Raw genomic sequence first — 14307 nt, 5'->3', positions numbered from 1 at the left:
AATGAAGAAATTATATATTATACCAATTGCTTTAGCTTTTACGGCTTGTAAAGTAGGAAAAGATTACGAGCGTCCTACGTTGGACAATCCCAGCCAGTTTTATGTCAATGCACAGGTGGATAGTACAGCTAATACATTGGCTGAATTATCGTGGCAAGAATTTTTCGGACAGGAAGAGTTGGCGCATTATGTACAATTGGCATTGGATCAAAATACCGATTTGCAATTGGCAATTAAGAATATGGACCAAGTTAATTTGTTGTATAAACAGTCTAAAATGGCGTTGTTGCCTAGTCTGGTATTGAAAGCGACTGGTTCACATAGTGAATTGTCAAAAAATAGTGAGGTTGTTCTTAGTGGTGCGTCTCGTACCACTAAAGAGTATACCGCTAGTTTAGATTTGTCGTGGGAGTTAGATGTTTGGGGAAAAATTAGACGTGAGAAAGAAGCAACTTTAGCTTCCTATTTGCAAACACAGGAGGTGAAAAGAGCCGTACAAAATAGATTGGTGGCGGAAGTAGCCACAGCCTATATCAATTTGTTGATGTTAGATGAACAGTTGCGTATCGCAGCGGAAGGGTTGGTGCTGCGCGAACGTACGTATGCGCTGACGCAAAAGATGTATGACATCGGAAATGAAACAAGCATTGCAGTGCAACAAGCAGAAGCGCAATGGTTAGAAGCGCAAGAGTTAGTACCGCAAATTGAACAAGAAATCGCCCTGCAAGAAAGTGCATTAGGAGTTTTACTCAACCACTTCCCACAGCGAATTGAACGTACTCTTTCAATTCATGCACTTCAATTTATAACTGACTTAAATACAGGGGTACCAGCTACATTTTTAAGCCAACGCCCAGATATTCAAATGGCAGAATTGGAATTGAAAAAAGCAAATGCCAAGGCAGGAGCAGCTCAAGGAGAGCTGTATCCTAGTCTAACCATCTCCGCTCAGGGTGGATTAAATGCTATTGAAACTTCTCAGTGGTTTAATACACCTGCGTCTTTGTTTGGGACTGTTGTGGGAGGATTGGTGCAGCCTATCTTTCAACAGAAAAAATTGAGAACAGCTTATGAAATAGCAGTCATTGAACGGGAAAAAGCGGCTATTAGCTTTAAGAATGCTGTTGTGGTAGGCTATGCAGATGTACACGATGCTTTGGTGAAAATTAGCAAAATAAGTGAACGGGAGAAAGTGGTACAACAACGGATGCAAATCCTCAATACATCTTTGGACCAAATTCAAGTGATGTTTGGTTTGGATAAGGCCTCTTATTTGGAGGTAGTGAATGCTCAAGCTTTGGCCTTACAGAGTAATCTAAATTACGCTGAGCTAAAACGCGATTATTTAGCTTCTAAAATTGATTTATACCGCGCTTTAGGCGGACATTAATCCCTTGTGTTGTAATAGGGAATAGCACTGGCTTCTTCTTTATTGAGGAAGCCAGTTTTTGTTTGTAGGTTCTTTTTATATCCTAGGGAATAAAAAGAAAAACCAAAGAGAAAAACCAAAGAGAAAGCACTGAAAGTCGGTGTATTGTTCGTTATATTTGTATTTCTTATAGAAGTACGTTATGAAGAATACTAAAGTTAGAGTGCAGCAAGTGATGATGACGGTTGGTTGTCTTATCTTTTTGGTTTGGGTAGGTATTCGCGGGATGAAGGAACGCGTAGACGAGACAAAAGATACCCCAGTAGAAGAAAAAACACAGTTGGCTGTTATTTCAAAGAATGTACACGTACAATCTGTTACAGACGAAGTTATTGTGGTTAATCAAAGTTATGCCACACAAATAGTCGCAGCACCTGCTATTGTTATCCGTGCGGATAAAGCAGGTGAGTTGGTGCAAGTAAAAGTAGATGTTCATAGCAGAATTGAGGTGGGACAGGAAATTGCCGTGTTGCATGTAGCGCAAAAAGATACGGTTGGGTTGGGTCAAGCAATGCGCAAAGCAAAAGAAGCCAAGCAACAGGTGAAAGAACAACTTGATCAATTGTTAGCTATTGATCGAGGGGAGGATGCCACAGAAGCAAAAGAAAAATACGAAAAACAGTATGCGGCTTATACTGCGGCTAAAAAAGAAGCAGCAATGTATGAAGAACAGGTAAATAACTTTACTTCGTCCACACAAGTAGCTTATCAAGAAAAAGCAATTAAAGCCAATACTGCAGGAGTTGTTACTCAGGTTTTAGTAGGAGCTGGTCGAACAATTGAAGTCAATCAAGCCTTGCTTACGCTGCAACAAGAGCAAGGAAAGTCGGTTCAAATTGCTGTGACGAGTGAAAATTATTTGCTGGTACGCAATCATTTACAACAAATTAGAGCTAAGGTTGTTTTTCAAGATCAATCTTCCTTGCAGCTACCTGCCTCTGTTGTAGCATCGTTAACTCAACAATCAATTAACGAAGAAGGAAAAATTGTGATGAGCTTGAATGTAGCTTCTATTCCCAATATTCAAGATATACAAAAACTGGACTTGAGTATTTTTAATATTCCCACGAAGGTAGTGGACGAAAAATCACTATTTACTAGAGAAGATACGTCGTATATCTGGGCTGTGAATGCAGAAAATAAAGCCGTAGCGACTCCCGTAGTTGTCGTGAAGAAAGAAGCTGGAAAAGTTTATGTACAAAAGGGTAATACAGATTGGAATCGCGTATTGGTAGGAGATTTAAAAGAGGTAAAAGAAGGAGATACTTTTGATAAGTAGCATAAATACCTCTTAGTTTATAAGCGAAATTATACAATATATTTCAAAAATTATATAAGACTCTTTGAGGGAGGAGTTATTATCTTCGCCCTATATATGAAGAGACTAGTTGTTATACTATTGGGTATTATGTACTTCTTCTTAGCCTCTGGCTTTAGTACATATCAGCACATCTGTAAAGGATTGGTGCAGCAAACTAGTATGACATGGGTTCAAAACGCAGAAGAAAGCTGTGCGTTCTGTAGTAAAGAAGGAAAAACGGTCAAAGAACCCCAGAAGAATTGTTGTAAAGATAAAGTTGAAGTTGTAAAAGTAAAGGCTGAAGTACAGCATTCCTCTTTTAAAGTTCTAAAAGTCTCGTTTTTTGTCGATGCTATTTTACATCGTTATTTTGGTGCAGTTTATGAATTTATCACGGCACCAAAAGAAGTAATCACTTCTTATTTATATTACCTATATAAAACAAAGGAAATCCCTTTGTATATCAAGCATTGCGTTTATCGAATTTGATTGTTACAAAACCCGTTGATGGTATTTTCCGATAGGAGCGATACCACGGAGTTATTGTATAATTAAATGTGCGATTGGATATGAAATTCAATACAATAGTGTGTCTTGTTTTATGGAGTGCAGCCAATGCTGTATCGGCCCAAACCTTGACTTTGGAGCAGACTTTAAACCAAGTCGCCCAACGCTATCCTCTAATAAAGAGTAAAGAAGCAAAACTACAAGCTTCGGTTTACTACACTCAAAATCAAAAGGGAAATTACTTTCCTGATTTAACGTTCGGTGCTCAGCAGAGCTATGGAACAATTAATGCACAAAACGGACCTCTATACGCCTATGGCGGGTTGGGCTCTGCAGCTACTTCTATGCCATTAGCGGAGCAAAATTGGAATGCCGCTTTTGGTTCCTTGTATTTTGCCAATGTCAATTGGAATTTGTTTTCCTTTGGCAAGACGCGTCAAGGGGTGGCAATGGCCAAAGCACAACAAGCTGTGGCTCAACAAGATCTTGCTCAAGAAATTTTTAAGCAACAAATTAAGACCAGTGCAACTTACTTGAATTTAGTAGCGGCTCAACGTATTGTTGAGGTGCAAAAACAAAATGTAGAACGAGTAAAGGTTTTTCATACCGTTACACAAGCAAAAGTAAAGAGCGGATTAATCGCACAAGTTGATGAGCGCTTAGCACAAGCAGAAGTGGCTTTTGCAGAAACCACCTATAGTAAAGCTTACGATAAAGAACTCGAATGGGAGAATCAATTGTCTGATTTACTCAATATAGAGCACCAATCGTATGTCTTGGATTCGCTATTTTATACCCAAAGACCAGTGGTGTTAGAAGAAGCTTATACGATGGAAGACCATCCTGTTTTACAATGGCACGAACAGCGTATTAGAGAAAGCCAAGCCAAGGAAAAACTCGTGCATCGCAGTGGTTTACCTCAATTGAATGTCTTTGCTATTTTGCAAGGACGCGGTTCTGGGTTCGAGTGGAACTACGTACAAGATAATACCGCTTTTACCAGAAACTACAGCCAAGGCGTAGGTATTAATCGCAGCAATTATTTAGTTGGCTTACAATTGACGTGGAATATCTCTCATTTTTTTCGCACAACTACTCATGTAAAACAACAAGAAAAAATGTCTCAAAGTTTGCAAGAGGACCATGCAAAAATGGATCGAGAGTTGCGTAACCACATGTTGTTAGCGAAAAAGCAGTACCAAAATGCCGTTGCTATTTTGAACCATAGTACGATAGAGGTAGAAGCCGCTGTGCTTGCTTTTAATCAGCAGCAAGCCCTCTATGAAAATGGGCTGAGTGATTTAGTAGCTTTTACGCAAGCGTTGTATACGTTACAGCGCGCTGAAATCAGCTTTGAAGTTGCTCAAAATAATATTTGGCAGGCGCTTTTACTACAGGCTTCTGCTCAAGGTGATATTCAACTTTTAGTTAACGCTATTCCAAAAAAATAATAGAATATGAATTTAATTCGATTTGCCTTGCGCAAACCGATATCTATTATGGTATTGGTTATAGGCTTGTTGTTCTTTGGATTCAAATCATCCAAGGAGATTCAGGTGGATATTTTACCTGAAATGAATTTACCTGTGGTGTATATTGCCCATTCATTTAATGGGTATACTCCTCAACAAATGGAAGGATATTTTACCAAGATGTATGTGAACATGATGCTTTTTTCCAATGGGATAAAAAGTATTGACACCAAAAATACCCAGGGGTTAACCCTAATGAAAATAGAGTTTTATGAAGGGACGGATATGGGAGAAGCGATTGCTTCCATTTCAGCCTTGTCGAATCGTTCGGTTATTTTCTTGCCTCCTGGAGCACCGCCTCCGTTTATTATTCGTTTTGATGCTTCTTCTCAACCTGTGGGACAGTTGGTATTTCGATCAGAGACCAAAACGAATAACGAGTTGCAAGATATTGCCAACTTCGTCGCTCGTCCTTTCCTAATTAAAATTCCAGGGATGACAACGGCTCCTCCTTTTGGTGGTTCTCCGCGTACGATTGAGATTAACATTGATCCCAATAAGCTGCGTACCCATCACATGAGTCCAGAGCAAATTGTAGAGGCAATTAGTAGACAAAACGTAACCATGCCTTCAGGTAACGTATACGTAGGAGATAAAAACTATTTGACACCAACGAATAACACCCTGAAGACAGTAGAAGAGTTTGGCGATATTCCGTTATTTAAAGGACAGGTGGACAACGTCTATCTACGCGATGTCGCTACAGTAAAAGATGGAGCGGATATTACCACGGGGTACGCTTTAGTTGATGGAAAACGGTCAGTGTATATCAATATTGCCAAATCAGGAAAAGCATCGACCTATGATGTGGTGCAACAATTGAAAAAATCCATTCCTCATATTCAAAACAATTTGCCAGAAGATGTGAAAATCTCCTATGAATTTGATCAATCCGTCCATGTGATTAATGCTGTAAAAAGTTTACTTGTTGAAGGTGTTTTAGGAGCTTTATTAACGGGATTGATGGTGTTGCTCTTCCTTCGTGATCCCAGAGGGGCTTTGATTGTTATCCTGACTATTCCGATTGCCATTATTTCCTCGGTTTTATTTTTGAAATTGTTTGGACAGACCATTAATATCATGACTTTGTCTGGATTGGCGTTGGCCATTGGTATTTTGGTGGATGAGAGTACGGTGACCATTGAAAATATTCACCAACATTTTGCCCTCGGGAAAGGCAAGGTGCAAGCCATTTGGGATGCGTGTAAAGAGATTGCTTTTCCGAAACTTCTCATTCTATTCAGCATCTTGGCGGTATTTGCACCGGCCTTTATGATGACGGGAATTCCAGGAGCGCTCTTTATGCCTTTAGCAATGGCTATTGGATTTGCTATGACGGTGTCCTTCTTGCTCTCTCAAACGTTTGTGCCGATTATGGCGAATTGGATTATGAAGTACAATCCAGAGAAACACGTGCTACCTGAGGAAGCAAAAGGTTTTGATACGTTTAAGAATCGCGTGGTAGCGTGGATGGAGAAAATCATGCCCTTGAAAAAGCTTATCGCGACTGGATCGATTGTTTTTGCCTTATTAGCGGTGGCTTTCATGTATCAAAATATCGGAAAAGACGTATTGCCAACGGTGAATTCGAGTCAGGTACAAATGCGTATTACGGCACCAGAAGGCACGCGTATTGAACATACAGAGATGAAAGTGAAGAAACTATTGGCCGAGTTGGAGGATTTATTTGGTCAAGACAAGATTGCAATATCTTCCGCTTTTGTAGGGCAGCACCCTTCTTCCTTTGCGGTGAGCCCCATCTACTTGTACAATGCAGGTCCTCATGAAGCTTCTATGCAAATTGCCTTTGCTGATTTTAGTGGCAATACAGACGAGCTTAAAGATCAAATCCGCCAACGCATAAAGGAAAAGTTACCAGAGTTAACTTTGACGTTTGAACCGATTGATTTAACGGAAAAAATCTTAAGTCAAGGAACCAATACGCCGATTGAAATTCGAATTTCAGGGATGATGCGTAAGATGAATAGGATGACAGCGAATAAATTGCTAGCGAAGTTGAAGGAAATCGACTATATGCGCGATCAAAAGATGCCGATTTCCATGAATTATCCGGCCTATGAAATCAATATTGATCGGGTGCGTGCGGCTCAATTGGGATTAGATGCGATGGATATAGCAAAATCTTTAGTGGCTACAACGGCTTCTTCTCGCTATACCAACCGCAACATGTGGGTAGGCGGTATGATGGGAATCGCTTATGATGTTCAGGTTCAAATGCCCCAAAATCAGTTGACGAGTAAAGAAGAATTGGAAAATATTCCGTTGGGTAAAAACGCCAATCGTCCGGTATTGAGTGATGTAGCTACTATCACAGAATCCAAAGCTTTAGCGGAGAGTTACAATGAAGGAACGATGGGGTATGTCACGGTAGTAGCGAATGTACATCAAACCGATTTGAATCGCGCCAAGGAAGACGTAGAGCGAGCAATTGCGGAATTGAGTGAATTGCCGAAGGGAGTCAATGTAGAATTGATGGGTATGGCGCCTGTATTAGACGATACGATGCAGAGTTTAGCCGGAGGTTTACTTGTGGCAATTGTGGTGATTTTCTTAATGCTAACGGCTAATTTCCAATCGTTTAAAATCTCGTTTGTGATTTTAACAACGGTGCCTTTTGTCATGTTAGGATCCTTGCTCTTGTTAAAAGCAACAGGATCGACGGTGAATTTGCAATCCTATATGGGAATCATCATGTCCGTTGGGGTATCGATTGCCAATGCTGTACTCTTGATTAACAATGCCGAAACCTTACGCAAAGCAGGATGGACGGCAACGGCTGCGGCTATTGAAGCAACGAAGTTGCGTATTCGTCCAATTGCTATGACAACTTTAGCAATGATTGCGGGTATGTTACCTATGGCGATTGGACATGGAGAAGGAAGTGAGCAAGTAGCTCCTTTAGGAAGAGCAGTAATTGGTGGGTTGTTAGCCTCAACGGTTTCTGTACTGGTGATTTTACCGATGGTATTTGCTTGGGTGATGAATAAAGTCAACAGACAATCTCCCTCTTTAGATCCAGAAGATACCGAAAGCATACACTATATACCGACTGAAAATAAATAAGAATCATGAAAAGACTATATATAATCCTATTGAGTGTAGGAATAGTAACGGCTTGTACGGATAAAAAAGCGCCAGAAATGCCAGAGAAAAAAGGAGAATCAGGGATGATAATGCCTGGAATGAACAACAGTGAAACGGTGGTTATGGAGAAGAGTAATCCCGTTGTTTCCTTGCAACTACCCGGTGAATTAAGAGCGAATCAACGCACCGAATTAGTCGCTAAAGTGAACAGTTATGTTACTGATTTACGCGTGGATATCGGAGACCTAGTTAAAAAGGGACAAGTGTTGATGGTATTAGAAGCGCCTGAAATACAAGCACAAGTAGCCCATGCGCAAGCGAAGTGGAAAGCCCAAGAAGCTTTGTATATTTCGACGAAATCAACTTATGATCGCACGCTAAAGGCCAACGAAACAGTAGGGGCTATTGCGCCTGACTATTTAGAGCAGGTTACAGCCAAAATGTTGGTCGATAAGGCTCAACTAGCCGCCACGCGATCAGCTTATGAAGAGATGCAAAATATCGATGAATACTTGGTGATTCGAGCGCCCTTTGATGGCGTTATTACAGATAGACAGGTAGATAAAGGAGCTTACGTAGGACCGATGACGAAACTGCCGTTGCTGATTGTGGAAGATGTACATAGGTTGCGTTTAAATCTGTCTATTGCAGAGGCGAATACACCCTATATTAAAGAAGGAGATACCGTAAAATTCAAAGTGAGAACCCTTCCACAAAAAGAATTTACAGGAGTAATTACGCGTAAAGCGGGAAGTTTAGACTTGAAATTACGCGCTGAGCAGATTCAAGCTGATATCAACAACAACGAACAGCTGTTAAAATCCAATATGATTGCGGATGTTACTCTGCAATTGAAGCGAGATGAACCTAGTTTCTTTGTGCCAAAATCTGCCGTAGTGGACAGTAATTTAGGGATTTATGTAATCGAAGTTAGAGCAGGAGTTGCCTATCATATCAAAGTAGTCAAAGGCAGAGTAATGCCAATGATGGTAGAGGTTTTTGGCGATTTAACCCCAGGGATGCACCTCTTGAAAAGGGGAACAGAAGAAATTATGCATGAACAAAAAATGAAATAAGAAAATGAAAGTAAACAGAACAAAAGTGAGTAGAATGAAACAAGTAGGCCTATTGGCTGTAAGTCTATTCGCAATCGCTTGCGGAGAAAAGAAAAACGACAACAATCAACAAGCAGAGGTTGCTTTAGAACAGGTGAAAGAAGAAATGAATCACCAGATGGGAGCTGCTGTTGCAACATTAGAAAAGTACAAAAAAGGCGATGTCGTTCCCAAAGAATTGGTGTGTATGGTTAATGATGCTTATATGGGAAAAGAACAGTTAAAGGTAGAGTATGAGGGCAAAGTGTATTACGGTTGTTGCGCGATGTGTCAATCTCGAATTCCAGAAGATGAAACGGTACGTCAAGCCAAAGACCCTTTTACCTTAGAAATAGTAGATAAAGCAGATGCTTACCTTGTCTTGATAGGAGACAATGGGGAAGTTGCTTATTTTAAAAACGAAGCAAATTACCAACAATTTGTAGCAGAGGCACAGGTTAATTAATTGGTTCATTAGGGGAGTAGTTCCTGCTTCCCTATATTTTTATAGGATGGATACGGATTTGATTATATATGTAAAAAATATGGTGTGTCCCAGGTGTATTGCTTTGGTACAACATGAATTGTTGAAAGTAGAGGCAGTTGTAAAGAACGTGCGTTTGGGTGAAATTGAATTGGTTCTTCCCTTAGCATCGATACACAAAGAACAGGTCAAAGAGCGGCTGTTTCACGCGGGATTTGAGGTGTTGGATGACCCCAAACAAATTGTTGTGGAACAAGTGAAAACCAAAATCATTGACTATGTACAAAATAGACAAGTCTCTCGTTATAATTTGTCTGATTATTTGGCTTCTTCTTTTTCGTTCAGTTATGCGCGAATTGCGCGATTGTTTGTTGCGCATACCGCCTTGACGATTGAAAAATTTTATATTCTACAGCGTATTGAAAAGGTAAAAGAACTCCTATCCTATGGTGAATTATCCTTGGAAGAAATCGCTATGCAATTGCAATACAAAGACGTAAGTCACTTAAGCAAGCAATTTAAAAAAACAGTAGGAATCACTCCTTCTTATTACCGAAAGCATCAGCGGTTTGACCGTAAGTTCTTAGATCATATTAGCACTTAATTACGGAAGGTTATGCAAATACGTTGTATAGTTAATTTACTAGTTTGTTGACGAAAAGAGGATCTTGGACCGTCCTCTTTTTTTATGCTAGCTGTTGTCTTGTTTTTGACGATTAAGGGTATGAGGTTGAAAGGTATAGCGCAAGTTAAAAGTATTCTTTTTTTTGCGTTAAGTATGGATACTAAGCAGTGGATTTCTATAGGTTTTATTATCTTTTAATTTAAATCAATATAAAATTTGGTTAATATATTCTTAATAGTATTTTTGCATCAAATTTTAACACCCATGAAAAACACATTTTATATTGTATTGTTTGTTGTTCTAGGAACAGCCCAATCATTTGCGCAAACTATTAAGGATTTTAAGCTCTTAAAAGGGGAAAAAGAAGTAGAGGTTGTTTTTACGTATGACAATCTTCGTATCCAAAAAGATAACTTTACAGAAGAAGAGTATAAAAGTAAGCATAAGGCGAACTTAAATAAAAAGACAGAAGGATCGGGAGAAATTTGGGTTAAAAGTTGGGAACGTGCGAAAGAAGATATTTGGAATCCTAAATTTATAGTACTAACAAACAAATATATAGGGAATAAAGTTAAGTTTAAGCAAGAAGCACCAGCTTCTAAATATATTTTAATTGTTGATGTTACTTGGATTTATCCAGGATGGGATGCAGGTATTATGAAACAATCTGCAAAAGTGACGTCTACTGTGAAATTAGTAAGCAGAGAAAATCCAACGGTTGTTTTAGCGCAATATTTATTTAATGAAATGCCAGGGGATCAGTTTGGCTCTAACTTCACGAACGAAACTAGAATTGGAGAAGGATTTGCGAAAACAGGAAAAGTATTTGCAAAAAAAATAGGAAAGAGTTTGTAAAAATAAAAAAAGCGGGGGAATCACGATTGCATGATTCCCCCGTTTTTTTACGGTTAACGGTTTACGGTTGACCTTTACGGTTTAACGGTTAACAGTTTACCTTTACGGTTTAACGGTTAACAGTTTACCTTTCGATCACTTTATTATTTGCCATAAACCCTCACCAAACCCTCACCAACCCTCACCAACCCTCACCAAATCTCCCCAACCCTCCCCAAACCCTCACCAAATCTCCCCAACCCTCCCCAATTCTCATCAAACCTCACCAACCCTCATCAAACCCTCCCCCACTTCAAACTCTTTTAATTCTTCAATTTTTTGAATTCCTTTTTTAGTACAGGTTATGCGAAAGCGTTTGTAATCGGATTCGTCATGGTACTTAATTTGCATGATAAAATTGAGGTAATATACTTTTGTGGTAAAGATTTGAGCTGTCAGTTGTTCGTTATCCTCTGTGTTAACTAGGGTATATAAGGGTGTTTTAGGATTGACCATGCGTTGAATAAAACGAGTAAAGTTGAGCTGTATAATGTCGTTAATCCCTTTAAAATTATAAGCTGTATTGGCATCCAATTGATTTCGGTTGATGGTGACGCGTTTGCGATACAGAAGAATTTTTTCATCGTGTATTCTATTTTCAAGTTCAACCAAGGAGGTTCGATTTCGGATTCTCATAATAGCCTGAGGGACTTTTTGTTCTGTTATAAAATCCATACTCTCTTTGATGTTTCCTATTTTTTCCTCTTTGAGGCTAATTTGCGTATTGTGATCAAAGTGTTTATTGCCCAATTTTCCAGCAAAGTAAAAGCGCATCAGTTCTTTGATTCGGTCTTTCAGCATATAACTAATGACCAAGGCAACAAAGAGTGGCATGGTAAAATTGCCATATTTTTGTTGAAAAGAAAAGGCAATTCCCGTAGCGAATATCATCGAAACTCCAGCCGCAATGCTGTAATAAATCTGCTCCGTCCAAACTCCATCTTTTTTGGTGTTGGCATTAATTGATAATACATTTTCCACGTATTTATCCAAGATACTTTGCTTAAACGCATAGCGTTGGTTATTGGTTTGATCTGATTTTGATACAATTAAATATCCTTTCTGTTCTTTGTGTTTCCATTCCTTTTTGATGAGTTTTATATTAGCTGCCAGTAGAGCCTCTCTTTTTTTACTCTTGATTTGTTCCAAAAAGTTGTTGAGGATAAAGGTGTTTTGGATGATACAATTGCTGAGAAATTCATCTGCAAAAAGATAAAGTTGAAAGGCCTGGGCGTCAATAACTGGTGCATTAATTAGCTGTTGTAATAATCGAAATCGGTTGCGAATAACCCGAATATTCTGCAGGTAACTTTGGCATAAAAACTCTGTGTCTTCCTCCATGGTGTTAGCTGTCAGGTGAGCAATAGTATCTCGAGTAGCACTCTTAAAGATGGCGAGAAACATTTGCAATTCATATTCGTAATTTTTAAACGACGTACGCGTTGGATTCTCGAGCATCGCTTCGATACTTGCTGCAAGGTTATTTAAAGGAGATTGCTGCTCTCCAGCAATATCCTGAAGGAGATAAATAGGTGTAATTAATCGTATAGTGGATTGCATATCACTATAGAATTGATCTTTGGAATAAGTATTCCTATTGATATCAATGCTGTTGGGAATAAAAATCCAGGTATTGACTTCAAAGTCATTTTGCTTTATTTTTTTTCGTGTTAAGAATTGAATCTTAAACTCAACAGCATTGCGATCGTATAGGTTTGAGATAACTTGAATCATAGTATGTTAAAAAAACAACCCTTCGGTATAACCGAGCCATTTTAGTACGGTTTCTCCCCAAATAATAATCATGAACCACGAAATACACATCATGGTAAATCCAAATTTAAAGGTATCACTCCAGCTGTATTGATTGGTGGTATAAAGTAAGGCTGCGGGTTTACTGTTAAAGGGTAAAACGTATACATGTTCAATGAGTAAAGCGACAGGAAAGGATAAACTGAGTACAGAATAACCAAATTTCTGTGCTACCCCAATGGCGATTGGAATAAAAATTAGCGCACGCATAGTTTTGGATTGGAAGAGAATTGCACTAAACAACATTAAGGCCGTGAGGATAAAGTAAAGCACCCAGAACGGGGTCTCTTGATCGATGGCCATAGCGTCAAAAACCACTTCAACAAGGGTATTAGGCAATCCTGTAGCGTCTAATCCTGCACCTAAGGTATAAGCACCAGCAGAGAATAACATCAAATGCCACGGTATATCTACGTCATTCCATTTTACCACACCAATTCCAGGAAATAGCGCGATGACAGCCCCCATAAAGGCAACTGCAGTTTGGTTGATTCCGTGCTGTTTATCTGTGGCCCAAAGTAGTAAAACCCCAACAAAAATAGCAATAGCCTTGTATTCTGCTAGTGTCATTTTTCCCATAGCATCATATTCTACTTTCAACTTTGCAATTCCTCCTTCAATTTGTGGTTTATCTTCACCTTTTTGTAAGGGGAAAATGATTTTAGATCCCACAAACCAAGCTAATAAAATAAGGATAATTGCCAAGGGAAAAGCGGCGATAAACCAATCTTGGTAGCTAAATAGATCCCATCCCATGGCACCTGCAATTAAAGAAGCCGCTAATAGGTTCGCTCCTGACCCAGTTAGGAATCCCGAGGCTCCAATATTGATTTGAAATAAATTCTGTAAGACTAAGTTTCGCCCAAAATTGTTGCGATTATCTCCTCCAGTAGCTCCATAAATGGCGGCAATAACCATAAAAATAGGCAGTAAAATAGTTGCTTTAGCTGTTGTTGCAGAGATAAAAGCGGAAAGCACGACGTTGATGATGATAAAACTCAAAATTACCCAGAAGGCATTTTTTCCAAATCGGATGACGAACCAGAGGGCGAATCGCTTAGCTGCTCTTGTTTTTACAAGCATACTGGCCAGAACAAACGATAGGATATTCAACCACATCACGGGGTGCCCCAATTGTGCATAGGCAACCTTATCTGTAGTCACCTGGGTGAGTACTATTCCAAGAATTAAGAGGAGGGAGGTGAGGTAGTTGGGAATAGCCTCCGTAATCCAAAGGATAATGGCCGCAATAAAAATAGCCAACATGGCATAGTTAATACGGATAAATTGCTCCGGTCCAATTACGTTGAATCGCTTTAAAGCTCCGTCTGCTAGGGTAGAGGGATCCAAGGTATCCAAAAAGGAAATGTTAGCGAAACAGTAGATGAATACAAAGGCTAATAAGGCCAATGGAATTCCAATTTTAGCCATTAATTTCTCCACTTTACTCTTCTCCATTTTTGGCAATTTCTCAATGGAGTAGTTGTTCATGTCTAAGAGATCTTTTGTATGGGGCTCTGTCATG

At 39.3% G+C, this 14307-nt stretch carries 11 protein-coding genes; 9 read left to right on the top strand and 2 right to left on the bottom strand.

The features are described 5' to 3' along the window. Window position 1: 1 nt before the first annotated feature. From ACLJX0_RS08945 to ACLJX0_RS08905, 9 genes are all read left to right on the top strand, one after another. Window positions 2-1390: an efflux transporter outer membrane subunit gene (locus tag ACLJX0_RS08945; protein ID WP_410879857.1), complete on the top strand. Its 1389-nt coding sequence runs from the start codon at window positions 2-4 to the stop codon at window positions 1388-1390. Window positions 1391-1571: 181 nt separating this feature from the next. After that, window positions 1572-2708 carry a biotin attachment protein gene (locus ACLJX0_RS08940; RefSeq protein ID WP_410879856.1) on the top strand — a complete coding sequence of 379 codons (1137 nt, stop codon included), beginning with the start codon at window positions 1572-1574 and terminating at the stop codon, window positions 2706-2708. 96 nt (window positions 2709-2804) lie between these two features. Continuing rightward, complete coding sequence (locus ACLJX0_RS08935) at window positions 2805-3218, top strand: HYC_CC_PP family protein (RefSeq protein WP_410879855.1); 414 nt, start codon at window positions 2805-2807, stop codon at window positions 3216-3218. An 80-nt stretch (window positions 3219-3298) separates the two neighbouring features. Next, entirely contained in the window at window positions 3299-4687 is a 1389-nt protein-coding gene (locus ACLJX0_RS08930; RefSeq protein ID WP_410879854.1) for a TolC family protein, read from the top strand. A gap of 6 nt (window positions 4688-4693) precedes the next feature. Next, window positions 4694-7852: an efflux RND transporter permease subunit gene (locus ACLJX0_RS08925; RefSeq protein ID WP_410879853.1), complete on the top strand. Its 3159-nt coding sequence runs from the start codon at window positions 4694-4696 to the stop codon at window positions 7850-7852. 5 nt (window positions 7853-7857) lie between these two features. Beyond that, on the top strand, window positions 7858-8949 hold the full coding sequence (locus ACLJX0_RS08920; RefSeq protein WP_410879852.1) for an efflux RND transporter periplasmic adaptor subunit: 1092 nt from the start codon (window positions 7858-7860) through the stop codon (window positions 8947-8949). A gap of 4 nt (window positions 8950-8953) precedes the next feature. Then, window positions 8954-9433 (top strand): hypothetical protein, encoded by a 480-nt coding sequence (locus ACLJX0_RS08915; RefSeq protein ID WP_410879851.1) that lies wholly within the window; start codon window positions 8954-8956, stop codon window positions 9431-9433. A 79-nt stretch (window positions 9434-9512) separates the two neighbouring features. Continuing rightward, on the top strand, window positions 9513-10055 hold the full coding sequence (locus ACLJX0_RS08910; protein WP_410879850.1) for a helix-turn-helix domain-containing protein: 543 nt from the start codon (window positions 9513-9515) through the stop codon (window positions 10053-10055). A gap of 285 nt (window positions 10056-10340) precedes the next feature. After that, on the top strand, window positions 10341-10931 hold the full coding sequence (locus ACLJX0_RS08905) for a hypothetical protein (RefSeq protein ID WP_410879849.1): 591 nt from the start codon (window positions 10341-10343) through the stop codon (window positions 10929-10931). Window positions 10932-11186: 255 nt separating this feature from the next. Here ACLJX0_RS08905 and ACLJX0_RS08900 read toward each other — a convergent pair whose 3' ends face one another. Beyond that, window positions 11187-12704, bottom strand: a complete 1518-nt coding sequence (locus ACLJX0_RS08900; RefSeq protein WP_410879848.1) for a hypothetical protein — start codon at window positions 12702-12704, stop codon at window positions 11187-11189. Window positions 12705-12710: 6 nt separating this feature from the next. After that, entirely contained in the window at window positions 12711-14306 is a 1596-nt protein-coding gene (locus ACLJX0_RS08895; RefSeq protein WP_410879847.1) for an SLC13 family permease, read from the bottom strand. Window position 14307: the final 1 nt, after the last annotated feature.

The organism is Myroides sp. DW712, from assembly GCF_046557355.1.
Taxonomy (GTDB): domain Bacteria; phylum Bacteroidota; class Bacteroidia; order Flavobacteriales; family Flavobacteriaceae; genus Flavobacterium.
This window is presented reverse-complemented; position numbering and strand designations above follow the sequence as displayed.

Excerpts from the sequence above, each read along its gene's own strand:
- ACLJX0_RS08945 (WP_410879857.1), top strand. The coding sequence starts at position 2 with ATGAAGAAATTATATATTATACCAATTGCTTTAGCTTTTACGGCTTGT.
- ACLJX0_RS08940 (WP_410879856.1), top strand. The coding sequence starts at position 1,572 with ATGAAGAATACTAAAGTTAGAGTGCAGCAAGTGATGATGACGGTTGGT.
- ACLJX0_RS08935 (WP_410879855.1), top strand. The coding sequence starts at position 2,805 with ATGAAGAGACTAGTTGTTATACTATTGGGTATTATGTACTTCTTCTTA.
- ACLJX0_RS08930 (WP_410879854.1), top strand. The coding sequence starts at position 3,299 with ATGAAATTCAATACAATAGTGTGTCTTGTTTTATGGAGTGCAGCCAAT.
- ACLJX0_RS08925 (WP_410879853.1), top strand. The coding sequence starts at position 4,694 with ATGAATTTAATTCGATTTGCCTTGCGCAAACCGATATCTATTATGGTA.
- ACLJX0_RS08920 (WP_410879852.1), top strand. The coding sequence starts at position 7,858 with ATGAAAAGACTATATATAATCCTATTGAGTGTAGGAATAGTAACGGCT.
- ACLJX0_RS08915 (WP_410879851.1), top strand. The coding sequence starts at position 8,954 with ATGAAAGTAAACAGAACAAAAGTGAGTAGAATGAAACAAGTAGGCCTA.
- ACLJX0_RS08910 (WP_410879850.1), top strand. The coding sequence starts at position 9,513 with ATGGTGTGTCCCAGGTGTATTGCTTTGGTACAACATGAATTGTTGAAA.
- ACLJX0_RS08905 (WP_410879849.1), top strand. The coding sequence starts at position 10,341 with ATGAAAAACACATTTTATATTGTATTGTTTGTTGTTCTAGGAACAGCC.
- ACLJX0_RS08900 (WP_410879848.1), bottom strand. The coding sequence starts at position 12,704 with ATGATTCAAGTTATCTCAAACCTATACGATCGCAATGCTGTTGAGTTT.
- ACLJX0_RS08895 (WP_410879847.1), bottom strand. The coding sequence starts at position 14,306 with ATGACAGAGCCCCATACAAAAGATCTCTTAGACATGAACAACTACTCC.